This window comes from Nonomuraea sp. NPDC049709 (assembly GCF_040674815.1).
Taxonomy (GTDB): domain Bacteria; phylum Actinomycetota; class Actinomycetes; order Streptosporangiales; family Streptosporangiaceae; genus Nonomuraea.
Window position 1 is genome coordinate 47,354 of sequence record NZ_JBFANM010000048.1, and the last position, 21,485, is coordinate 68,838.

Annotated in this window: 18 protein-coding genes; 12 read left to right on the plus strand and 6 right to left on the minus strand. The window is 70.8% G+C overall.

Annotation, left to right across the window (positions count from 1 at the left end):
* The 6 genes from AB0J69_RS38755 (at position 1) to AB0J69_RS38780 (ending at position 6,552) form a co-directional block, all read left to right on the plus strand.
* A complete protein-coding gene (locus tag AB0J69_RS38755) occupies positions 1-2,511 on the plus strand; it encodes a DNA translocase FtsK (protein WP_364128246.1) in 2,511 nt (836 codons plus the stop codon).
* 83 nt (positions 2,512-2,594) lie between these two features.
* Positions 2,595-3,356 carry a RodZ domain-containing protein gene (locus tag AB0J69_RS38760; RefSeq protein ID WP_364128249.1) on the plus strand — a complete coding sequence of 254 codons (762 nt, stop codon included), beginning with the start codon at positions 2,595-2,597 and terminating at the stop codon, positions 3,354-3,356.
* A gap of 70 nt (positions 3,357-3,426) precedes the next feature.
* Positions 3,427-4,836, plus strand: coding sequence for a 30S ribosomal protein S12 methylthiotransferase RimO (rimO, locus tag AB0J69_RS38765; protein WP_364128252.1), 1,410 nt, complete (start codon positions 3,427-3,429; stop codon positions 4,834-4,836).
* Entirely contained in the window at positions 4,833-5,405 is a 573-nt protein-coding gene (pgsA, locus tag AB0J69_RS38770; protein WP_364128255.1) for a CDP-diacylglycerol--glycerol-3-phosphate 3-phosphatidyltransferase, read from the plus strand. The genes rimO and pgsA overlap by 4 nt, the downstream gene beginning before the upstream one ends.
* 12 nt (positions 5,406-5,417) lie before the next feature.
* Positions 5,418-5,909 carry a CinA family protein gene (locus AB0J69_RS38775; RefSeq protein ID WP_364128257.1) on the plus strand — a complete coding sequence of 164 codons (492 nt, stop codon included), beginning with the start codon at positions 5,418-5,420 and terminating at the stop codon, positions 5,907-5,909.
* Positions 5,910-6,195: 286 nt separating this feature from the next.
* A complete protein-coding gene (locus AB0J69_RS38780) occupies positions 6,196-6,552 on the plus strand; it encodes a helix-turn-helix transcriptional regulator (protein WP_090929002.1) in 357 nt (118 codons plus the stop codon).
* Here AB0J69_RS38780 and AB0J69_RS38785 read toward each other — a convergent pair.
* A complete protein-coding gene (locus tag AB0J69_RS38785) occupies positions 6,549-7,328 on the minus strand; it encodes a DNA-formamidopyrimidine glycosylase family protein (protein WP_364128260.1) in 780 nt (259 codons plus the stop codon). The genes AB0J69_RS38780 and AB0J69_RS38785 overlap by 4 nt on opposite strands.
* 289 nt (positions 7,329-7,617) lie before the next feature.
* Here AB0J69_RS38785 and AB0J69_RS38790 point away from each other — a divergent pair, with 289 nt between their 5' ends.
* The 3 genes from AB0J69_RS38790 to AB0J69_RS38800 all read left to right on the plus strand — a co-directional run bounded on the left by AB0J69_RS38790 (position 7,618) and on the right by AB0J69_RS38800 (position 12,678).
* On the plus strand, positions 7,618-8,436 hold the full coding sequence (locus AB0J69_RS38790; RefSeq protein ID WP_364128262.1) for a hypothetical protein: 819 nt from the start codon (positions 7,618-7,620) through the stop codon (positions 8,434-8,436).
* On the plus strand, positions 8,433-10,343 hold the full coding sequence (locus tag AB0J69_RS38795; RefSeq protein ID WP_364128265.1) for a serine/threonine-protein kinase: 1,911 nt from the start codon (positions 8,433-8,435) through the stop codon (positions 10,341-10,343). The genes AB0J69_RS38790 and AB0J69_RS38795 overlap by 4 nt, the downstream gene beginning before the upstream one ends.
* Before the next feature lie 247 nt (positions 10,344-10,590).
* On the plus strand, positions 10,591-12,678 hold the full coding sequence (locus AB0J69_RS38800) for an ATPase (RefSeq protein WP_364128267.1): 2,088 nt from the start codon (positions 10,591-10,593) through the stop codon (positions 12,676-12,678).
* Between the two features lie 15 nt (positions 12,679-12,693).
* Here the strand turns inward: AB0J69_RS38800 and AB0J69_RS38805 are convergent, their stop codons facing one another.
* On the minus strand, positions 12,694-13,143 hold the full coding sequence (locus tag AB0J69_RS38805) for an Rrf2 family transcriptional regulator (RefSeq protein WP_364128270.1): 450 nt from the start codon (positions 13,141-13,143) through the stop codon (positions 12,694-12,696).
* A 350-nt stretch (positions 13,144-13,493) separates the two neighbouring features.
* Here AB0J69_RS38805 and AB0J69_RS38810 point away from each other — a divergent pair, with 350 nt between their 5' ends.
* Positions 13,494-14,675 (plus strand): ROK family transcriptional regulator, encoded by a 1,182-nt coding sequence (locus tag AB0J69_RS38810; protein ID WP_364128273.1) that lies wholly within the window; start codon positions 13,494-13,496, stop codon positions 14,673-14,675.
* Between the two features lie 118 nt (positions 14,676-14,793).
* Here the strand turns inward: AB0J69_RS38810 and AB0J69_RS38815 are convergent, their stop codons facing one another.
* The 4 genes from AB0J69_RS38815 to AB0J69_RS38830 form a co-directional block, all read right to left on the minus strand.
* A complete protein-coding gene (locus AB0J69_RS38815; RefSeq protein ID WP_364128276.1) occupies positions 14,794-16,233 on the minus strand; it encodes a glycoside hydrolase family 3 protein in 1,440 nt (479 codons plus the stop codon).
* A 70-nt stretch (positions 16,234-16,303) separates the two neighbouring features.
* A complete protein-coding gene (locus AB0J69_RS38820; protein ID WP_364128279.1) occupies positions 16,304-17,155 on the minus strand; it encodes a carbohydrate ABC transporter permease in 852 nt (283 codons plus the stop codon).
* Positions 17,155-18,159 (minus strand): sugar ABC transporter permease, encoded by a 1,005-nt coding sequence (locus tag AB0J69_RS38825; protein WP_364128282.1) that lies wholly within the window; start codon positions 18,157-18,159, stop codon positions 17,155-17,157. Before AB0J69_RS38825 ends, AB0J69_RS38820 begins: the two co-directional genes overlap by 1 nt.
* Positions 18,160-18,164: 5 nt before the next feature.
* Positions 18,165-19,490, minus strand: a complete 1,326-nt coding sequence (locus AB0J69_RS38830; protein WP_364128284.1) for an extracellular solute-binding protein — start codon at positions 19,488-19,490, stop codon at positions 18,165-18,167.
* A gap of 138 nt (positions 19,491-19,628) precedes the next feature.
* Here AB0J69_RS38830 and AB0J69_RS38835 point away from each other — a divergent pair, with 138 nt between their 5' ends.
* Both AB0J69_RS38835 and AB0J69_RS38840 read left to right on the plus strand, forming a co-directional pair.
* Positions 19,629-20,777, plus strand: coding sequence for an ROK family transcriptional regulator (locus tag AB0J69_RS38835; protein WP_364128287.1), 1,149 nt, complete (start codon positions 19,629-19,631; stop codon positions 20,775-20,777).
* Positions 20,778-20,789: 12 nt separating this feature from the next.
* Positions 20,790-21,440, plus strand: coding sequence for a M15 family metallopeptidase (locus AB0J69_RS38840; protein ID WP_364128290.1), 651 nt, complete (start codon positions 20,790-20,792; stop codon positions 21,438-21,440).
* Positions 21,441-21,485 lie beyond the last annotated feature (45 nt).

Consider the following 21,485-nt stretch of genomic DNA (forward strand, 5'->3'; position numbering starts at 1 on the left):
ATGGCCACCCGTACGCCGAAAAGCGCATCGAAGGGGCCGGCGAAGCGGTCGACCTCGTCTCGCTCGACCCCCGCCAAGCGCGGGACCACGTCGGCGGGGCGGTCCAGGGCGAAGGGAGCCGCCTCTGGCCGCAAGTCTTCGGTGACCCATCCGGACCCGATCAGCTGGGTCTTCACCATGATCGGCAAGCTGGTCGTCGGGCTGTGGATGCTGCTCGCCAACGGCATCGGCAGCGCGGCGCGGGCGCTCGGCAAGAACGCCCGCGAGCTGGATCCCGCGCACCGCCGCGACGGCGTGGGCCTGACGGTGCTGGCGGGCGCGATCGTGCTGGCGGCCATGACGTGGCGCAACTCCGACGGTGCGGTGGCCGGTGTGGTCAACGCGACCGTGCGCGGCGTGTTCGGCTCGCTGGCCTGGGCGCTGCCGCTGCTGCTCGGGCTGCTGGCCTGGCGCTACCTGCGCCACCCCGACCAGAACGCCGACACCGGGCGCATGGTGATCGGCTGGGCCGCGCTGCTGGTGGGCGTGCTCGGCGTCATCCATGTGGCCAACGACACCCCCTACCCGGCCGGCGAGGGCCAGGGCATGGACAAGGTGTCGCAGGCGGGCGGCATGATCGGGTTCATCGTGTCGGCGCCGCCGATGAGCATCCTGCCGCCGTGGGTCACGATCCCGCTGCTGCTGCTCCTGTCCGGGTTCGGCGTGCTGGTGATCACCGCCACCCCCGTGCACCGGATCCCCGAGCGGCTGGGTGAGCTCAAGCACCTGCTGTTCGAGCGGCACTCCGAGACCGAGCAGCCGAAGTCGCCGCCCAAGAAGCGGGTCAGGGCCAAGAAGCCCGAGCTGGGCGAGGACGGCGAGATCATCAAGCCCTATGACACGCCGGTGCTGGCCGAGAAGGACAAGCGCGCCGATCACTCGCCGGAGATCGTGCCGGGGCTCACGGACGAGGAGGAGCCGCCCGCTCCCGACCTCGAGCGCAAGCCCGAGCCGCCGCAGCCGACGCCCGCGCCGCGCAAGGTCGAGCAGCTCGTGCTGTCGCCGCAGGCGGGGCCGTACAGCCTGCCGGACCTGCAGTTCCTCAAGCCGGGCACGGCGCCCAAGCCGCAGACCAAGGCCAACACGACCGTGGTGAACGCGCTGACCAGCGTGCTGGAGCAGTTCACCATCGACGCGCAGGTGATCGGGTTCACCCGCGGGCCGACGGTGACGCGCTACGAGATCGAGCTCGGGCCGGCCGTGAAGGTGGAGAAGGTCACGGCGCTCACGAAGAACATCGCGTACGCGGTCAAGTCCGCAGATGTCCGCATCCTGTCTCCCATTCCGGGGAAGTCCGCCATCGGGGTCGAGATCCCGAACGCCGACAAGGACCTGGTGGCACTCGGCGACGTGCTGCGCGCCCAGGTGGCGCAGGCCGACCACCACCCGATGATCGTCGGCCTGGGCAAGGACGTCGAGGGCCGCACCATCGTCGCGAACCTCGCCAAGATGCCCCACCTGCTCATCGCGGGCGCCACCGGCGCCGGTAAGTCGGTCTGCGTCAACGGGCTGATCACCAGCATCCTCATGCGGGCCACCCCGGACGAGGTGCGGATGGTGCTGGTGGACCCCAAGCGGGTCGAGCTCAGCGTGTACGAGGGCATCCCCCACCTGATCACCCCCATCATCACGAACCCGAAGAAGGCCGCCGAGGCCCTGGAATGGGTCGTGGGCGAGATGGACCGGCGCTACGACGACCTGGCCGCGTCGGGGTTCCGGCACGTGGACGAGTTCAACAAGGCCGTGCGGGCGGGCAAGCTGCAGCCGCCGCCGGGCAGCGAGCGGGTCTACCAGCCCTACCCGTACCTGCTGGTGATCGTGGACGAGCTGGCCGACCTCATGATGGTGGCCCCGCGTGACGTCGAGGACTCGATCGTGCGCATCACGCAGCTCGCCCGCGCGGCGGGCATCCACCTGGTGATCGCCACGCAGCGGCCCTCGGTCGACGTGGTGACCGGCCTGATCAAGGCGAACGTGCCGTCCAGGCTGGCGTTCGCGGTCTCGTCGCTGACCGACTCGCGGGTCATCCTCGACCAGCCGGGCGCCGACAAGCTGGTCGGCCAGGGTGACGCGCTGTTCCTGCCGATGGGCGCGAGCAAGCCGATCCGGATCCAGAACGCGTTCGTCTCCGAGAAGGAGATCGCCGAGATCGTCGGGCACTGCAAGGCGCAGATGCAGGTCGAATACCGCGAGGACGTGGCGGCGGCGCCGGTCAAGCGGGAGATCGACGAGGAGATCGGCGACGACCTCGACCTGCTGGTCCAGGCGGCCGAGCTGATCGTGACCACGCAGTTCGGCTCGACCTCGATGCTCCAGCGCAAGTTGCGGGTCGGGTTCGCCAAGGCCGGACGGCTGATGGACCTGCTGGAGAGCCGCAACGTGGTCGGCCCGAGCGAGGGCTCGAAGGCGCGCGAGGTGCTCGTGAAGCCCGACGATCTGCCTGGTTTGCTGGCTGATCTGCGTGGCGAATGACCCCAATGCGTGCTTGCACGGCGATAACTGATTGAATATGTACCACCACGAAGAGTAGTCGCTGTGGTGGGGGGCGTTTCGCTGTGCAGGAGCAGAGCATCGGAGCCATGCTGGCCGCGGCCAGGCAGTCGGCCGGACTCACGGTCGCGCAGGTCAGCGCGGCCACCAGGATTCGCGAGGCGATCATCCATTGCATGGAGCAGGATGATTACGGCCAATGCGGCGGCGACTTCTACGCCAGAGGTCACGTCAGAGCCGTGGCCGAGGCCGTGGGGCTGGATCCCGAGGCCACCGTCCATCTCTATGACCAGCAACACGGCGGGGTGCCTCGGCCCGTCGCGGCCTCGGCGGTGTTCCAGGCCGACCGCAAGATCCACCTGCCGGAGCGGCGGGGGCCCAACTGGACGATGGCGCTCGGCGTGGCCCTGGCCATCGTGGTGGTCTTCGGCATGATGCGGGTGCTGGGCGGCGCGAGCGACCAGGTGCGCACGGGTGACGTACGGGTGGCCTCGGCCCGGCCCAGCGTCCCGCCGAACACACCCATCACCGAGTCGCCCAAGCCCTCGCCGTCCAAGATGGACGCCAAGAACATGGTCACGGTGCGTATCAAGGCCAAGCGGTCGTCGTACGTCAACGTGCACGACGCCGAGGGGCACAAGCTGTTCGCCGGCACGCTCAAGGCGGGAAAGACCTCCACCTGGCGCGCGGCCGAGAAGGTCAACGTGCTGCTGGCCGACGCCGGGGCCGTGACACTGCACGTCAACGGCAAGAAAGTGAAGCGGCTGGGCGGCCGGGGAGACGTCGTGCGGCGCTCGTTCGGGCCGCCGAAACCGCAGTCCCGGTAGTCACGCGGAGGTCACGCGGGGGAGCCCGTGCATCGGGTGGTGGCCAACTCCCGATACCGTAGTGTTCACCATGTCATCCCGCCGAACCGCATCGCTGATCACTCTGGGCTGCGCGCGCAACGAGGTCGACTCCGAGGAGCTGGCCGCGCGACTCGAGGCTGCCGGTTGGCAGCTGGGCGACGACGACCCCGAGGTCGTCGTCGTCAACACGTGTGGCTTCATTGACTCGGCCAAGAAAGACTCCATCGACACCCTCCTGGCCGCCGCGGACTCCGGCGCCAAGGTGGTGGCCGCGGGTTGCATGGCCGAGCGCTACGGCAACGAGCTGGCCGAGGCCCTGCCGGAGGCCAGCGCGGTCATCTCCTTCGACGACTATGCCGAGATCGGCGGCCGTCTCGACGACGTGCTCGCCGGCCGGCCGCTCAAGCCGCACACGCCACGCGACCGCCGCACCCTGCTTCCCATCTCGCCGGTGGATCGTGCCGGCGCGTCCAAGGCCAGCATCCCGGGCCACGGCGACCTGCCGGAGGGCCTGGCGCCCGCCAGCGGGCCGCGGGTGCTGCGCAAGCGGCTCGACGAGAGCCCCGTGGCCTCGCTCAAGCTGGCCTCGGGCTGCGACCGGCGCTGCTCGTTCTGCGCCATCCCGGCCTTCCGCGGCTCCTACGTCTCGCGCAAGCCGGACGAGTTGCTGGCCGAGGCCGACTGGCTGGCCCACAGGGGCGTGCGCGAGCTCGTCCTCGTGAGCGAAAACTCCACCTCCTACGGCAAGGACCTGGGCGACCTGCGGGCGCTGGAGAAGCTGCTGCCCCAGCTCGCGGCCGTCGAGGGCATCGAGCGCGTGCGCGTCAGCTATCTCCAGCCGGCCGAGCTGCGCCCCGGCCTGATCGACGTGCTCACCGGCACCGACGGGGTCGTTCCCTACTTCGACCTGTCCTTCCAGCACGCCAGCGGCACGGTGCTGCGCCGGATGCGCCGCTTCGGCGACCCCGAGCGCTTCCTCGGGCTGCTCGAGAGCATCCGCGAGCGCGCCCCCGAGGCGGGCGTGCGCTCCAACTTCATCGTGGGCTTCCCGGGCGAGACGGAGGAGGAGTTCGGCGACCTGGTCGGGTTCCTGGAGGAGGCCAGGCTCGACGTCATCGGCGTGTTCGGCTACTCCGACGAAGACGGCACCGAGGCGGCCGGGCTGCCGGGCAAGCTGGAGCAGGAGGTCATCGACGAGCGCGTGCGCGTGCTCACCGAGCTGGCCGAGGAGCTGACCGCCCAGCGTGCGGAGGAGCGCATCGGCACCGAGGTCGACGTGCTGATCGACGACGACCTGGGCGACGGCGGCTACGAGGGCAGGGCGGCCCACCAGGGGCCCGAGGTCGACGGCTCCGTCACGGTTCAGGGCATCGGGTTGGTCAAGGGGCAGATCGTGCGCGCGCTCGTGGTCGATGCCGAGGGGGTTGACCTGATCGCGCGCATCAAGGCCGGTCCATGAAGAGGGACGAGCGCCGCGTGGTAAGCCCGTGGAACATCGCCAACGTCCTCACGGTCCTCCGGTTGGCGCTCGTCCCTTTCTTCGTCGTCTGTCTTTTCCTGCCCGGCACGGGGTGGCGGGTGGCCGCCCTGGCGGTGTTCGCGGTGGCCTCGTTCACCGACCACCTCGACGGGGAGCTGGCCAGGCGCTACGGCCTCATCACCGACTTCGGCAAGATCGCCGACCCGATCGCCGACAAGGCGCTCACCGGGGCCGCGCTGGTGTGCCTGTCGATCCTCGACGAGCTCCCGTGGTGGGTCACGATCGTGATCCTCGGCAGGGAGGTGGGCATCACGATCCTCCGGTTCCTGCTGCTGCGGCACGCGGTCATCCCGGCCAGCTACGGCGGCAAGGTCAAGACCGTGCTGCAGATCGCCGCCATCGTGCTCTATCTCCTGCCTTTCGTGCCGGGGCCCGTCCGGTGGGTGGTGATGGGCGCGGCGACCGTCGTCACCGTGGTCACGGGCGCCGACTACATCTTCCGGGCTCTGAAGCTGCGTAAAGTGGCCAGGCAGGCGCGTGGGGAGTGATCGGAGTGAGCGATGGCTGACGTGGCCGAGGCCCTGGCGATGCTGGTGGACCAGGACGCCACGGTGGCGGTGGCCGAGTCGCTGACCGGCGGGCTCATCGGGGCGGCGATCACCTCGGTCTCCGGCTCCTCCAAGGCGTTCAGGGGCGGGGTGATCTCCTATGCCACCGATCTCAAGCGGGAGCTGCTGGGAGTGCCGGAGGGGCTGCTGCGGCGCGAGGGGGCGGTGCACCCCGAGGTGGCGGCCGGCATGGCGGCGGGGGTCGCACGGCTGTGCGGGGCGACGTACGGCGTGGCCGTGACGGGGGTGGCCGGGCCGGAGCCGCAGGACGGCAAGCCCGTCGGCACCGTGCACATCGCCGTCTGCGGGCCTGGCGGGCAGATTTGGGCCCGGGAATTGAGACTTGAAGGGTCGCGTGAACGTATCAGGGTAGAGACGGTGGACGAGGCAGTCGATCTACTGTCAGGTGTGCTGAAGGCGAACATAGGGGAACATTCCGGGTGATTACCGTGTTACGTCCCGAGCGAACATGCGATGCGCGGTCTGACGCGGTGTCGGTGGATACGGGTACGGTGGAGCTGTGAGTGAGGTCCGTGAGCCAACTGCAAGCACCGAGCGCCCGGCAGGCGGGCCTGATGAGTCGCGCAACGAGGCACGAGCGGCGGTCCAGGGGCGGCGACGCCCAGTGATGACGGCGAGGAGTATGTACGAAGCTAAGAAGACCAATGTGCGGCACGATCCGATCGCGCGGGGCGTGGTGAAGACATCCGCGCCGGGGAGGGAGCGACAGATGATTCTGCTGCGTCAGCTGCTCGGCGACGTGCTGAGGCGGTTGCGGGTGCGGCAGGGACGCACGCTACGCGAGGTGTCCACGCTGGCCCGGGTTTCGCTCGGTTACTTGTCCGAAGTGGAGCGTGGCCAGAAAGAGGCCTCGTCCGAGCTGCTCGCATCCATTTGCGGCGCGCTCGGAGTGCCGCTTTCGCAGGTGTTGCGTGAGGTTTCCGACCAGTTCGCGCTGGCGGAGCTCCAGGCTGCCCCTGTGCTTGCCGACGTGCCCGAGCACGAGCGGCTGCCCCTTTCGGAGACGGTTCCCGGGTCGATTTCCGACTCCGTGTTCCCCGAAGTCAAGGACATGGTGGCTGCCTAACGCGGCTGGCAGCCAGCACACCACAGGATCAGCCGTTCCTGTGGCTGCGCCCCCATCTCCCCACGGCTGATGCGGGTGCCGCATCGGCGACAGGGTCTCCCTGCCCTGCCATAGACCCAGGTCTGATTCGCCGGGCGGCGATCGCCTGTGGTCACCGTGCCCGCATGTCCCCTGTTGGCGTCCAGCAGTCGCTGGGCCAGTGACACGAGCCCGTTGAGATCCTCGATCTCCCCGACCTTCTTCCACGGCCAGATTCCGCGCAGGAAAAGGGTCTCGGCGCGATAGATCGTGCCGATCCCCGCCAGGTTGCGCTGATCGAGCAGCGCCTCCCCGATGGTCCTGTCGGGCGCCTCTCGCAGCCTTCGCACGGCCTCGTCCGGGTCCCAGTCCGCGCCGAGCAGATCCGGCCCCAGGTGGCCCACCAGGCGTGCCTCGTCGTCCGTGCGGACGAGATCCACCATCCCCAGCTTGATCCCCACCGCCTGCCACTGCTCGTTGGCCAGGATCAGCCGCACCCGGTCGCCGGGGGCGGTGCGCCGGCCGGCGGGCATGATCTGCCAGCTGCCGTCCATGCGCAGGTGGGTGTGGACGGTGAGGCCGCCGTCGACGCGGGTGAGCAGGTGCTTGCCCCGGGACAGGGTGGTGATGACCGTGCGGCCGGTGAGGTCGGCGGTGGCGTGCCGGGGGACGCGGAAGTCCGACCGGGTGAGGACGCGCCCGTCGAGCGCGCCCCGCAGGCGGGCAGCCGTGCGATAGACGGCATCTCCTTCGGGCACCCCTCCAGTGTAGAAATCCGCCCTTCGTGACGGCGCGGGCTTTGTGACGGTGTGGGCCTTAACGGTGTTACGCGCGTCTTCTTGACCGATCGCATGATGAACCTTGACCCGTTTTGCTGCCTTTGCGGGGGTTCGCGGACATAATGCTGATCAGGACTGGGCCTTGACGGAAGGCTTGAGCGGGGCATGCCGGAGATCACGGATTTACGCGCGGAAGATCCCGCGGAGGTCGCGGAATACCGGTTGAGCGGGCATCACCCTGCACGAGCACTCCAAGGATCCGGTCCGGATGATGGCCTACATGGGCTCCACCGACAAGTACACGTCCTACGCCCGGGACAGGAACGGCACGTTCAAGGCCGTGGGTACGGGCGAGCAACCCGTCATCTCGCCCGGCGGTGACTGGGTGGCGCTCAACCCCATGCTCAAGTTCCAGACCTCCGAGCTGGACCAGATCAAGTTCACCAGGATGTCCACCGGCGGGTCCTTCGTCGTCAGCACGGTCAAGAGACCCTTGCAGCACATGAATCCCGTCTGGTCCAGGGACGGCGGCAGGCTGCTGCTCTCGGTCCACGACTCCAGCAAGGACCCGCGGCGGCTCGTGGGGTTCGTGGTCGTCGACCTGGCCACCAGGAAGGCCGTGCACGTCGAGACCGAGTACCTCGACAACCCGTCCCTCGCCTACATCTTCGCTCCGGACGGCTCGATCGTCCGGGGCTACTGGGACGGCAAGCGGGGTGGGATCGAGTACTACGACATGTCGGGCGAGGTCACCAAGACGTGGCACTGGGTCGGCCTGCCGCGCGGCACACAGTGGTTCTCCCCGTCCGGCAAGCGGCTGGCCACCATCTGCCCGGGCGACAAGGACTACTGCGTCTGGGACGCCCGGACGGGCGCCCGGCTGGCGACGGTGCCCTTCGGGACCGCCGAGGGCAGCTTCATCGGCTGGTTCAACGAGAAGCACCTCCTCGTGCAGGATCCCGGCAAGAAGAAGGACACCGAGGTCGTCCAGGTCATCGACTTCTTCGGCAAGACCGCACGCGTCCTGGCCGACGTCTCCACCAAGAAGCCGGCCCTGCTGCAGTACGCGCCGGTGCCCCGCTCATGAAACCGCTGGCCACGGGCGACCCCGTCCAGATCGACGGCCACCGCGTCGTGGGACGGCTCGGGGAGGGCGGGCAGGGCGTCGTCTACCTGGGCGAGGCAACCGACGGGACGCGGGTGGCGATCAAGATGCTGGGCGCGGGCCTGGACGAACCCGACGCGCTCTTGCGCTTCGGCCAGGAGATCGGGTACGCGCGCCGGGTCAAGGCGTTCTGCACCGCGCAGGTGCTGGCCAGCGGGGAGCTCGGCGGCACCCCGTACGTCGTGAGCGAGTACGTGGACGGCCCCTCGCTGGCCGAGGTGATCCAGGAGCGGGGCCCGTTGGGCGGGGCGGAGCTGCGGCGGCTGGCGATCGGGACGCTCACCGCGCTGGCCGCCATCCACCAGGCGGGAGTCGTGCACCGGGACTTCAAGCCCGGCAACGTGCTGCTCAGCAGGGACGGGCCCCGGGTGATCGACTTCGGCATCTCCCGGGCGCTGGGGGAGTCGGAGAGCGGCGAGCATCTCGTGGGGACGCCGCCGTACATGGCTCCCGAGCAGTTCGACGGCCGCCCGGCGGGGGCGGCCTCGGACCTGTTCGCGTGGGCCGCGACCATGGTGGCCGCCGCGACGGGGCGACCGCCGTTCGGTACGGGCGCCCTGCCCGCGCTGATCAACCGCATCATGCACGCCGAGCCCGATCTCGGCGGCCTCGACGGCGACCTGCGGGACCTGGCCGCGCGCTGCCTGGCCAAGGAGCCGAGGGCCCGCCCCACGGCGGCGCGGGCGCTGCTCACCCTGCTCGGGCACCGCCTGCCGGAGCAGGCGCTGCGCGACACCGGGGCGCAGCGGCTGCTGGCCGAGGGCCGCCAGTCCGCGGCGCCTCCCACGCCTCCCGCCCGTGCCCGCAGGCGATGGCCGCTGATGGCCGGGGCGGCGGGCACCGCCCTGGCGGTCGCGGCCGCCGTACTGCTCCTGAGGCCCGCCCCGGAGCCGAGGCCGCCCGCGCCCACCCCGGCGCCGCTGCCGCTGCCGCGTCCGGGGCCGATGGCGCTCACGTCGCAGGCGGAGCTGAAGATCCCGGAGACCCGCATCACGTTGTACGAGAACCCCGCCGACGCCGTCTGGGTCTCCTCCTACCACGACCAGCGCAAGGCCGGCACCTACCCGACGTACGTGCGGGATCCGGCCACAGGCGCCTTCTCCTTCTTCGGCATGTGGGAGGAGCCGATCGTCTCGCCCGGGGCCGGCTACGTCGCGTCCCTGTCCTTCACCCGGCTCAAGCGGGACGACTTCGAGACCATCCGGCTGCGCGATCGCACCGGCCGGGAGCGCGAGCTGCGTACCGTGGACAAGCCCGCCACGCTGATGGCGCCGCACTGGTCCGGCGACGGGCGGCGGCTGCTGGCGACCGTCATCGACACCAGCGCGTCGGACCGGGCCGTGGGCTTCGCGGTGGTGGACCCGGTAGCCGGCTCGGTCAAGGTCACCAAGGTGACGGGGGCGGGCAAGATCCGCTATGTGTGGGGCTCCGACGACGCCAGCGTGCTGTATCAGGCGCCCGGCGGGGTGATACGGGCGCTGGACCTCGACGGCCGGCTCCTGCGGGCCTTCTCGGGGCTGGGGGAGCTGGTGGTGAGGCAGGCGGAGAGGACGGCCCTGGGGACGGTCTTCGCCACGAAATGCCGGGAGAATTCGCAGAACATCTGCGTCTGGGATGAGAAGACCGGCGCCAGGAAGGGCGAGATCCGGCTGCCCGAGGGCGCCGGCTACAGCGGCTGGCTGGACGATCAGCACTTCCTGGGGTCCAGGCCGGACGGTGGGAACACGGACGTCGTCATGATGGACGCGAGCGGGCGCGTCGTACGGACCCTGGCGACCGGGCCCAAGGCCGAACTCGACGCGATCGTGCTCTGGTACTCCCGGAAGTGACCCCGGTCAGCCCGGGGGCCGGTGCTCGTGGACCGGCGGGGCGGGTGGAGGGTGCGCAGGGGGCTGTCGACGCGTACGGGCCGGGGTGGCCGCAGCCGACCAGCAGCCCCCCGCTCGGCACGAACTCGGCCAGAGGGGACTCCTTGGGCTGGTCTGGTGGTGAGTAGTCGCCTTCTCACTTTTAGTGACGGTGCGGGGGTGGTTCCGGCAAACTGTGGTGCATGCCTAGCGCTGTGAGGTGACGATCGTGCAAGCAAGCCGGTGGCAGGGGAACCTGCCCAGCGAGACCACGACGCTGATCGGGCGCCGCGAGGAGGTCGCCGCACTGCGGGCGCTGCTCGCCGGGTCCCGGCTGGTGACCGTCACGGGGGTGGCGGGGGTCGGGAAGACCAGGATCGCCCTGCGCGCCGCCGCCGGGCTGCAGGAGGACTTCGCCGACGGGGTCTGGCTGGTGGCGCTGTCGCCGCTGGCCGAGGGCAGCGCGCTGCCGTACGCGATCGCGGAGTCGCTGCCGCTGATCGACCAGAGCGCACGTCCGGTCAGCGAGGTGCTGGCCGGCTACCTGGCCGGGCGGGAGCTGCTGCTCGTGCTCGACACGTGCGAGCACGTGGCGGGAGAGTGCGCGGCGACGGTCGAGGCGCTCCTGGCCGCCGCGCCCGGGCTGCGCGTGCTGGCCACCAGCCGCCGCTCGCTGAGGTGCCGGGACGAGCAGGTCTTCGCGGTGGAGCCGCTGCCGGTGCCGAGCGGGTCCACCTGGGCGGACGGCGACGCGGTGGCGCTGCTGGCCGACCGGGCGGCGGCGGCGGTCCCCGGCTTCGCCATCGACGAGCACAACCGCGAGGCCATGATGCGGGTGTGCCGGCGGCTGGAGGGGCTGCCGCTGGCCATCGAGCTGGCCGCCGCCCGGCTGCGCGAGCTGCCCGTCGAACGGCTGGCCGAGCGGCTGGAGGACCGGTTCGACGTGCTGGGCGCCACCGAGCGCAAGGTGTACGAGGCCGACCCGCCCTGGCACCAGGCACTGCGCACGGCCATCGGCTGGAGCCACCAGCTGTGCACCCCGGCCGAGCGGCTGCTGTGGGCGCGGGCCTCGGTGTTCGCCGGCGGCATCGACCCGGTCGCGGTGAAGGAGGTCTGCGCCGACGACCGGCTGCCGAGCTGGCAGATCCCCCAGCTGCTCGAGTCGCTCGCGGACAAGTCGATCCTGATCTGGGAGCCGACCGGCGCAGGCGACCGCTACCGGATGCCGGACACCATCCGCGAGTTCGGCGGCATCTGGCTGAAGGACCTGGGCCAGGACGAGCGCCTGCGGCGCCGGCACCGCGACTACTACCTGGCGCTGGCCCGCGAGGGGGACGCCTGCTGGATCGGGCCCGACCAGTACTCCTGGTACGACCGGATGACGGCCGAGCACGACAACCTGCGGGCCGCGCTGCAGTTCTGCCTGGCCCGGCCGGAGGGCCACGCGGCGCTGGAGCTCGCCGGGGCGCTGTGGTTCTTCTGGTATCCCTGCGGGTTCCCCAAGGAGGGGCAGCACTACCTGGAACGCGCGCTCGCCCAGGATCGCGAGCCCGGTCCGGCCCGCAACAAGGCGCTGTGGGCCTGCAGCTTCGTCATGCTGTGCCAGGGCGAGGAGGTCCTGGCGGAGAAGCTGGCCGTCGAGTGCCTGGCCGAGGCCGAGCGGCAGGGCGACGCGGAAGCGGTGCTGGCCGCCAGAAGCGCCATCGTGTGCTCCAGGCTGCTCGCCGGCGACCACGCGCGCACCGCCGAGCCGGCCAGGAGGCTGATCGACGAGGCCGGTGACTCCGTCGTCGTCTTCCCCACGCTGCTGGTGCTCAACTGCTACAGCCTCTCCCTGACGGCCACCGGGCACCACGAGGAGGCCATCGCCGTGCTGGAGCGGCTGCGGACGCTGTGCGACCGGCACGGCGAGCGCTGGCAGCGCGCCTACGGCGACGTCCTGCGGGCCCAGGCCGAGCTGGCGGGCGGCCGGGCCGCGGAGGCCAGGGCGTACGCGCAGGCGGGGCTGGAGGTGAAGTGGCGGCTGCACGACAGCGTGGGCATGGCGATGGCGATCGACGTGCTCGCCCCGGCGGCGGTGGCCGCGGGGGAGGGGGAGCGGGCCGCCCGCATGCTGGGGCTGGCCGAGGCGATCTGGGACACCCTCGGCGAGCGGCAGATCGGCCTTCCGGAGCTGGTGACCGCCCGCCAGGCGTGCGAGAGCCGGGTGCGGAGGGCGCTCGGCGACGGGGCCTACGACAGCGCCTTCCGGGCCGGTCGGGAGGCCGATCTGGACGCGGGCGTGGCGTACGCGCTGGGTGGGCCCACCCTGCGCTGATCTTCTGGGGTGGGGTCAGTCCCAGGCGGCGGGGTCGGCGGCGAGCTGGCGGATGCGCTCGGGCAGCGCTCCGGAGGAGACGTGCTCGAGCGTGACCTCCTCCAGGATCGAGCGCTCGGTGGCCCGCAACGCGATCCACACCTGCTGCAGCGACTCGGCGGGCCCCCGGTAGCCGACGTGCTCGGGCCGCTCGCCGCGGACGTTGGCCAGGGGGCCGTCGACCGCCCTGATCACGTCGGCCAGGGAGATCTGGGCGGCCGGCCTGGCCAGCACGTAGCCTCCCTCAGGCCCGCGCTGCCCGCGTACGAGCCCGGCGCGGCGCATCTGCAGCAGGATGTTCTCAAGGTATTTGGGCGGCATGTCCTGCTCTTTGGCGAGCTCGCCCACAGTAGTCGGGCCTGCACCGGCTGCGGCGAGTTCGGCGGCGGCGCGGAGGGCGTAGTCGACACGAGCGGATAGGCGCATGTTCTCGATTATCCCTCCTGGTCAACACTGGTTAGGCGCAAGGTCGTCAGAACGGGCAGGTGATCCGAATACGGCAACCTCGGCACCTGGGCGGACACGGCCGGTGAGCCCTTGCCGATCAGCACGTGGCCGATCCGCTCGGCAGGTGCGTCGGCGGGCGAGGTGGGAGGGTAGGTGGACGCGCAGGACAGCGAAGAGGACTACGATGCCGAGCGCGAGCACGGCGGCCGGGCCCCAGGATGACCATGAGGCATCCTCGTGTTCACCTGCGGTGGCGCGCAAGGCCGTGGCGCTAAACTTCCAATAATCTTTTCGATTACGGTCATTCGATTGCGACGGCGGGATTCAGCGTGGAGCGACGCCCTGGTGTGCCCAGACTTCTGCGGGAGATCAATGACCGGGCCGCGCTGGAGCTGTTGCTGGCCACCGGGCCGATGACGCGCGGGCAGATCGGCGACCTGACCGGCCTGTCCAAGGTCACCGCCTCGCAGACGCTGGCCAGGCTGGAGGAGCGCGGGCTGGTCGAGGTGGTCGGCGCCCAGGCCGGCGGGCGCGGCCCCAACGCGGCGCTCTACTCGGTGATCCCCTCCAGCGCGTACGTCGCGGGGCTCGAGGTCGGGCCCGAGCTGATCTCCACGGCCATCGCCGACATCCACGGCCGTACGATCGCCGAGGTCACGGTCGACCCCGACGGTCACGACGACCCGGTCTCGGTGGTGCACGGCGCGATCGTCAAGGCGTGCCGCAGCGCCAAGGTGAGCATCGCCAAGCTGCGCGGCGTGGTGATCGGCACCCCCGGTGTGGTCGACCCGCGCAGCGGCGACATCCGCTTCTCCTTCGACCTGCCCGGCTGGCACGAGGGCATCCACGAGGCGCTGGCCGGCGACCTGCGGCGCGAGGTGACGATCGAGAACGACGTCAACCTCGCCGCCATCGCCGAGCGCGTCGACGGGGCGGCCACGGGCATCGACGACTTCGTGCTGCTGTGGTCGAGCCGGGGCCTGGGCCTGGCCATCATGCTGGGCGGCAAGCTGCACCGGGGGCGCTCGGGCAGCGCCGGGGAGATCGGCTACCTGCCGGTTCCCGGCGTGCCGTTGCCCGAGGACATCCGTACCGAGCCGGGGCGGCTGCCCTCGCTGGCGGGCGGGCTGCAGTCGCTGGTCAGCGCCGAGGCGGTGAGCGAGCTGGCCCGGAGCTACGGCTTCGCCGCCGGCAGCGCCGGCGAGTGCGTCAAGGTGGCGGTGGCCGCCGGTGCCGAGGGGGAGCCGCTGCTCGACGAGGTCGCGCGGCGGCTGGCCCTGGGGGTGGCGGCGGTGTGCGTGATCCTCGACCCCGGGCTGGTGGTGCTGGCCGGTGAGGTGGGGCACGCGGGCGGGGCCGCGCTGACGTCCCGGGTGGAGGAGGCCGTGGCCCGGGTCTGCCCGGTGCGCCCCCAGGTGGTCACGACGACGGTGACCGACAAGAACCCGGTCCTGCGCGGTGCCGTGCTGGCCGCCCTGGACCAGGCGCGCGAGGAGCTGCTGGCCCCCTGATCCCGGCCCGCCGGCCTTCTGGACCGGGCCCTGGCCCGATCGCACGCCGGTCACCCGCCCCACGCCGCCTCTCCACTCCCGGAGCGCGGGGAGGAGGAGAGCCGCGGGTAAGGCGGGGTCAGGCGGTCAGGAGTTCGACGGCCGCCTGGGCGTTGGCGCGGGCGGCGCCGTACGTGGCGATGTAGGCCGCGCTCCCAGGCTGCCAGACGGGCAGGCCCATCTCGATCACGGTCGTGTCGGGGCGGGCCGCGACCAGCGCGGAGACCAGATCCCGGCTCTCGTGGTGGCGGTGGGCGTCCTTGACCACGACGACCAGTGACCGGTTCGCGGCCTTGGCCAGCAGGTCCGGGACGTCGGCGGCCGCGGGCTTGACCCGGACGATCTCGGCGTCCGGCAGCCACGGGCCCACCCCCCACGGCACGTCGCCCACGGCGATCGTCGGCGGGGTGTCCACCTCGATCACCAGGGGCTCGACCAGGGGATTGGCGGAGCCGGTCAGGCGTACGGCGCGGCGCGCCGCGTCCAGGCCGACGACGTTCTGCTCGGCCGCGAACCGTTCCGGCGCGCCGGCCCAGGCCCGCAGGGCGGCCACCCGGGCGGCCGCCTCCTCCAGCCGGGCCGGCGGCAGCCGGCCCTCGTGCACGGCGGAGACAATCTCGGCGATGATCGCCTGAACGTCGTCATAGGTGGGCAGCGGGCCCAGGCACAGCAGGTCGGACCCGGCCGCGATGGTCAGCACGGCGCCCCCGGCCAGGCCGACGCTGCGGGTGATCGCGTGCATGTCGAGCGCGTCGGTGACGACCACGCCGTCGTAACCGAGCTCGCCCCTGAGGAGCCCGGTCAGCGCGGCGCCGGACAGCGTGGCGGGCGTCTCTCCCGTCACCACCGGAACCGCGACGTGCGCGGTCATCACCGACTTGGCCCCCGCGCCGATCGCCGCGCGGAACGGCGCCAGCTCCCGCGCCCGCAGGACGTCCATGCTGACGTCCACGACGGGCACGGCCAGGTGCGAGTCCACCCGGGTGGCGCCGTGGCCGGGGAAGTGCTTGACGCAGGCGGCCACGTTCACCGACTGCAGGCCCCGTACGGCCGCGACCGTGTGCCTGGCCACCAGCTCCGGGTCGGACCCGAACGACCTGGTGCCGATCACCGGGTTGTCGGCCTCGGTGTTGACGTCGGCGCTGGGCGCCATGTCCAGGTTGATCCCGCAGGCGGCCAGCTCGGAGCCGATCGCCCGGTAGACCCGGCGGGTCAGCTCGACGTCGTCCACGGCCCCCAGCGCCGCGTTCCCCGGGTACGGGCTCCCGACGTGGTAGGCGAGCCGCGTGACGTCCCCGCCCTCCTCGTCGAGCGAGATGACGGGCTCACCGGCTCCCCGTAGCGCGGTGGTCAGCTCGAGCACCTGGCCGGGGTCGGCCACGTTGAAGCCGAAGAGCGTGACGCCGCCCAGACCGTGCTCCAGCTCGCGCAGCACCCAGTCGGGCGCCGTGGTGCCCTGGAAGGCGACGAGCAGTGTGCCGGCCGCGAGGCGGCGCAGCCCCCGATCACTCTGACTCATGGCTCCTCATCAGTTTTCAGGCATGGTCGGGTACGGCATCGTCGTGCCGTACGGGACCATGCTGGTGTTGTCAGCCCTTCACGGCCCCGGCGACCAGGCCGGAGACCATGCGGCGTTGGACGAGCAGGAAGAAGATGACGACCGGGAGGGTCATCATCGTGGAGGTCGCCATGATGGCGCCCCAGTCCGTGCCCTTCTGCCCGAAGAAGTACTGCAGGGCGACGGGCATGGTGTATTTGGTCGGATCACCGAGCAGGTACAGCGCCATGATCAGCTCGTTCCACGCGGTGATGAACGAGAAGATGCTGGTCGCGACCAGACCCGGAGCCACCAGGGGGAAGAGCACCTTCCAGAAGGTGGTGAACCGGCTGGCGCCGTCGATCCAGGCCGCCTCCTCCAGCGACTTGGGCACGGCGGCGACGAACGTCCGCAACATCCAGATCCCGAACGGCAGCGTCAGGGCCACCTGCGTGACGATCAGCCCGAGCAGCTGGTCGTAGAGGCCCAGACGCTTGACGCTCAGGAACAGCGGGATGAGCAGCGCCTCGGCGGGGATCATCTGGGCGACGAGCAGCAGCCCAAGGAACGCCGTGCGGCCCTTGAACCGGAAGCGCGCGATCGCCGTGGCCGACAGCAGCGCGAAGACCGCACCGATCAGCACCGTCGCGATGGCGACGATGGCGCTGTTGCGCATGTACAGCCAGATCGAGTGCCCGGCCACACCGTCGGTGAGCACGCGCGTGACGTGCTCCAAGGTGAGGTGGGTCGGGATCGGGATGAAGTCGGTGGTGAAGATCTGGTCGTTCGACTTGAAGGCGGTCGAGACCATCCAGTACACCGGGAAGGTGGCCATCAGGAAGACCAGCACGCCCGCGGTGTTGAGCGCGGCCTTGCCCAGGCGCCTGCGGGCCAGCGGGCTCATCACAGCTCCTCCTGCTTGAAGATCTGGCGGATGTACACGGCGGTGATGATGAGCAGGATCACCGTCAGCACCACCGCGATGGCCGCGCCCGACCCCATCTTCGGCGGGGCCTTGAACGCCTCGGTCACCGCGTACATCGACAGGTTGTACGCCTCCCGGTTGTTGGTCCCGGCCAGCACGTACAGCTGGGAGAAGACCTTGAAGTCCCAGATGATCGACAGTACGGTCAGCACCGCGAACACCGGCTTCAGCAGCGGGAACGTGATCTTCCTGAACGTCCGCCACGGCCCGGAGCCGTCCACCTTGGCGGCCTCGTAGAGCTCGGCGGGGACGCCCTTGAGCCCGGCGAGCACCGAGACGGCGACGAACGGGAAGCCGGCCCAGACCACGCAGATGATCAACACCATGTAGATGGACCAGGCGTCGTTCAGCCAGGGCTCGCCGGTCCAGTCGGCGCGGCCGAACAGGGCGCTGGAGAGCCAGTCGGGCAGCAGGTTGAGCGCCCAGTTGATGATCCCGGCCTCGGCGTCGAACAACCAGCGCCAGATCACGCCCTGCGCCACCGGCGGGACGGCCCAGGCGAACATGATGCCGATGATCACGAACAGCGACATCTTCTTGCCGAGCCGCTGCAGCAGGACGCCGACGGCGGTGCCCAGGATGAGCGTGAGCGGCACCGCGATCGCGGCGAACACGACCGAGTTGCGGAGCGAGGACCAGAAGACGTCGTTCTCGAGGATGTTGGCGAAGTTCTCGAGGCCCACCCAGGTGGCGGGTTTGCGGCCCGAGATCTGGACGAGGCCGACCTTCTGGAAGGCGATGATCGCCATCTGGGCCAGCGGGTACAGCAGCAGTGCGCCGATGACCAGCAGCCCGGGGATCAGCAGGACGTAGGGGATCGACCAGGCGGGGAGCCCGCTGGCCTTATGGGGCGGGCGCGCGCGGCGCCGCCCCGGGGCGGTGGAACGGCCTCCACCCCGGGGGAGCGTTGACGTGTTCGTCATAGGACTCAGGACGCGTTGAGGATGTCTTCGAGTTCCTTGTTGGCCGCGGCCAGCGCCTCATCCGCGGACGCCTTGCCCTCGATGACCTTGCGGGCCGCGTTCTGCAGCACCGCCTTGGTCTCGTTGGCCTCGGTCCACTGCGGGTCGGCGGGGAAGGCCTTGGCCTTGGCGAAGGCGGCCGCGAACGGCGCCTGCACCGGGTCGCTGGACAGCGCGGCCAGCGCCTCGGGGTAGACCGGCAGGAGGCCGCCGTCGGTGGCGTACTTGACGCCCCACTGCTTGCCGGAGGCGAGCTTCACGAACTCCTTGGCCGCGTCCTTCTCCTTGGCGGTGCCCCAGACGGCGATGTCGTTGCCGCCGAGGAACGACTGCGCCTCGCCGCCGTCCTTGGACGGGAGCGGGAAGAAGGCCAGCTTGTCACCCTTGACCTTGCCCTTGCTCTCCTCCTCGATGGTCGCCAGGTCCCACGCCGCGGTGAGGTACATGCCGACCTTGTTGTTGGAGAAGCGGGTGCGGATCTCGGTGGTGTTCTGGTTGAGCCGCGACTTGCTGGACAGGCCGTCGGTGACGAGGCCGGTGTACTGCGCGAAGCCGGCCTTGAAGGCCGGGTCCGTCAGCTTGCCGACCCACTTGTCGCCCTCCTTGACGGCGTACTCGCCGCCGGAGGTCCAGGCGAGGGCGCCGAGCAGGTGGTTGGCGTCGGAGCCGCCGTTGAAGGCGAAGCCGTCGACGTCCGAGCCCTTCTTCTCCTGGATCTTCTTGGCGGCGGCCACGAGGTCGTCCCAGGTCTTGGGGACCTCGATCTTGAGCTCCTTGAACCAGTCGGCGCGGTAGAGCACCGCCCGGCTGCCGCCGCCCCACGGGACGGCGTACGTCTCGCCGTCGATGGTCTCCAGCCCCATCAGGTTCTTGGGGATCTGGGCCTGGTCGCCCGCGGCGACGATGTCGGTGATCGGCTCCAGCGCTTCCTGGCTCTGCCAGAGCGGCACCTGGTCGTTGCCGATCTCGGTCACGTCGGGGCCGGCGCCACCGGCCGCCGCGGCCGTGAACTTGTCGTTGACCTGCGGCCACGGGATCCACTCGACGTTCACCTTGGCGCCGGTCTGCTTCTCGAACTCGGCGACCAGTTCGTCGGTGTACTTCTTGGCGTCGGGGTTGCTGTCGCCCAGGCGCCAGAAGGTCAGCGTCTTGCCGGCGTACTTGGGGCCGCTGGCGGAGGCGGCTGCGCTGGGTGAGGACGTGGGGGGTTCTTCACCGGATCCACAGGCGGCCAGTCCCAGGGCCAGCGTGGCCGTGGTGACCGTAGTGGCCGTGATCTTCGCGATCCTCACAGGGTTCTCCCTTCCCGGGTGCTGGCCTACGGTCCGCACCAGGCTGATCGTCAAATGCCGAACGATGCTGTTAAACTAACAAGAAACTTTCTTAAAAGAAACGCTCGTTAGCCGATCGTGACGAGAGAGGGCGCGCCGATGAGTCGAGACCCGGGAACCCCCCGGCTGCTGCGCCGGTTGAACGATCGCGCGGCGCTCGAACTGCTCCTCGGAGACGGTCCTCTCACCCGTGCCGAACTCGGCGAGCGGACCGGGCTCTCCAAGGTAACCGCAGGTCAGCTCCTCGCTCGACTGGAGGATCGAGGGCTCGTGGAGGTCGCGGGAGAGCGCGCGGGCGGCAGGGGGCCGCACGCCGCCCTGTACGCCGTGGTTCCTTCCAGCGCGTACGTGGCCGGCCTCGAAGTCCTGCCCGACAGCCTCACCGTGGGTGTGGCGGACATCACAGGCAGAGTGGTGGTGGAGATCACGCTCAACCCCTCCGACGGCCGCGATCCGGTCAAGGCGGTGCACGCGGCCGTGCAGCGCGCCTGCGACGCGGCGAACGTCAGACTGTCGCGGCTGCGCGCCTTCGTCATCGGCACCAGGGGCGTGGTCGACCCGCTCACCGGCGACGTGCGCCTGTCCGTCGACCTGCCGTCCTGGCACGTCGGCGTGCTGGCCAGCCTGCGCCGGACGCTCGGCGCCTCGGTGACCATCGAGAACGACGTCAACCTGGTCGCGCTCGCCGAGCACAGGCACGGCGCGGCCGTCGGGTTCGACGACTTCGTGGTCATCTGGGCCGGCGTCGGCCAGGGCCTCGGCGTCATGCTGGGCGGCCGGCTGCACCGGGGCATCACCGGGGGCGCGGGCGAGATCGGCTGGCTGCCGGTCCCGGGGGAGCCGCTGCCGTCCGACGTCTCGCGGCCGCAGTCGGGCTCGTTCCAGCGCCTGGTGGGCCACGACGCGCTGCGCGGGCTCGCCGAGGAGTACGGCGTGGCCGGCGCCACGGTGCCCGACCTGGTACGCGGCGGCGACGAGGGCTATCTGGACGCCGTCGCGGCGCGGCTGGCCCTGGGCGCCGCGGCCGTGGCCGTCGTGCTCGACCCCGGGCTCATCGTGCTCAGCGGCGACATCGGCCGGGCGGGCGGCGACCGGCTGGCCGCCAAGGTGCAGGAGGCCGTGGCCCGCGTGTGCCCGAGCCAGCCGACCGTCGTCACCTCCAAGGTGGCCGGGAACCCGGTGCTGCGGGGCGCCCTGGTGGCGGCTCTGGAGCAGGCCCGGGAACAGGTCTTCTCCGACACTGTGTGAGAATTTCTGCCCATGTGGCAGTCCCCGAACGATGTCGTGCTCATCTCCGACCCCCGCGTCACCTCGATCCCGGTGCGGGAGAGCGGCGAACCACTGGCGGACGTGCGCGGCCGGCTGCGCGTGGACCACCGGCTGGCCGACGACGCGGGCGCGTACGCCCACCTGCGCGCCGGCCTGCTGCGGCGGCTGGAGCACGCGGAGAGTCTGCTGCCCGACGGCTACCACCTCCTGATCGTCGAGGGCTACCGGCCGATCGCCACGCAGCGCCGCATCTTCGACGAGTACAGAGCCACATTCTCCGATTTGACGCCCGACGAGGCATATATCGCGGCAAGTCGGTACGTGTCGCCCGTCGAAGTCGCCCCCCACACCGCCGGCGCCGCCGTGGACCTCACCCTCTGCGCCCCCGACGGCACCGAATACGACATGGGCACCGCGGTCAACGACAACCCGGAGCAGAGCCACGGCGCCTGCTACACCGCCGCCCCCAACATCTCCGACGACGCCCGGGCCCACCGCAAGCTCCTGGCCGCCGCCCTGGAGCCCGCCGGTCTGGTCAACTACCCGACCGAATGGTGGCACTGGTCGTACGGAGACCGTTACTGGGCGATGTCCACGCAGGCCGGGCACGCACTGTACGGCCCCGTGGAGTTCACCGGTTGACAACCGATTGTCGGGAGGGTTTTCCCGACGGTGTGGTACGGGCAC

Coding starts and splice junctions, on each gene's coding strand:
- AB0J69_RS38755 (WP_364128246.1), top strand. CDS start 1: ATGGCCACCCGTACGCCGAAAAGCGCATCGAAGGGGCCGGCGAAGCGG.
- rimO (WP_364128252.1), top strand. CDS start 3,427: ATGTCATCCCGCCGAACCGCATCGCTGATCACTCTGGGCTGCGCGCGC.
- pgsA (WP_364128255.1), top strand. CDS start 4,833: ATGAAGAGGGACGAGCGCCGCGTGGTAAGCCCGTGGAACATCGCCAAC.
- AB0J69_RS38775 (WP_364128257.1), top strand. CDS start 5,418: ATGGCTGACGTGGCCGAGGCCCTGGCGATGCTGGTGGACCAGGACGCC.
- AB0J69_RS38780 (WP_090929002.1), top strand. CDS start 6,196: ATGATTCTGCTGCGTCAGCTGCTCGGCGACGTGCTGAGGCGGTTGCGG.
- AB0J69_RS38790 (WP_364128262.1), top strand. CDS start 7,618: ATGATGGCCTACATGGGCTCCACCGACAAGTACACGTCCTACGCCCGG.
- AB0J69_RS38795 (WP_364128265.1), top strand. CDS start 8,433: ATGAAACCGCTGGCCACGGGCGACCCCGTCCAGATCGACGGCCACCGC.
- AB0J69_RS38805 (WP_364128270.1), bottom strand. CDS start 13,143: ATGCGCCTATCCGCTCGTGTCGACTACGCCCTCCGCGCCGCCGCCGAA.
- AB0J69_RS38815 (WP_364128276.1), bottom strand. CDS start 16,233: ATGAGTCAGAGTGATCGGGGGCTGCGCCGCCTCGCGGCCGGCACACTG.
- AB0J69_RS38820 (WP_364128279.1), bottom strand. CDS start 17,155: ATGAGCCCGCTGGCCCGCAGGCGCCTGGGCAAGGCCGCGCTCAACACC.
- AB0J69_RS38825 (WP_364128282.1), bottom strand. CDS start 18,159: ATGACGAACACGTCAACGCTCCCCCGGGGTGGAGGCCGTTCCACCGCC.
- AB0J69_RS38835 (WP_364128287.1), top strand. CDS start 19,629: ATGAGTCGAGACCCGGGAACCCCCCGGCTGCTGCGCCGGTTGAACGAT.
- AB0J69_RS38840 (WP_364128290.1), top strand. CDS start 20,790: ATGTGGCAGTCCCCGAACGATGTCGTGCTCATCTCCGACCCCCGCGTC.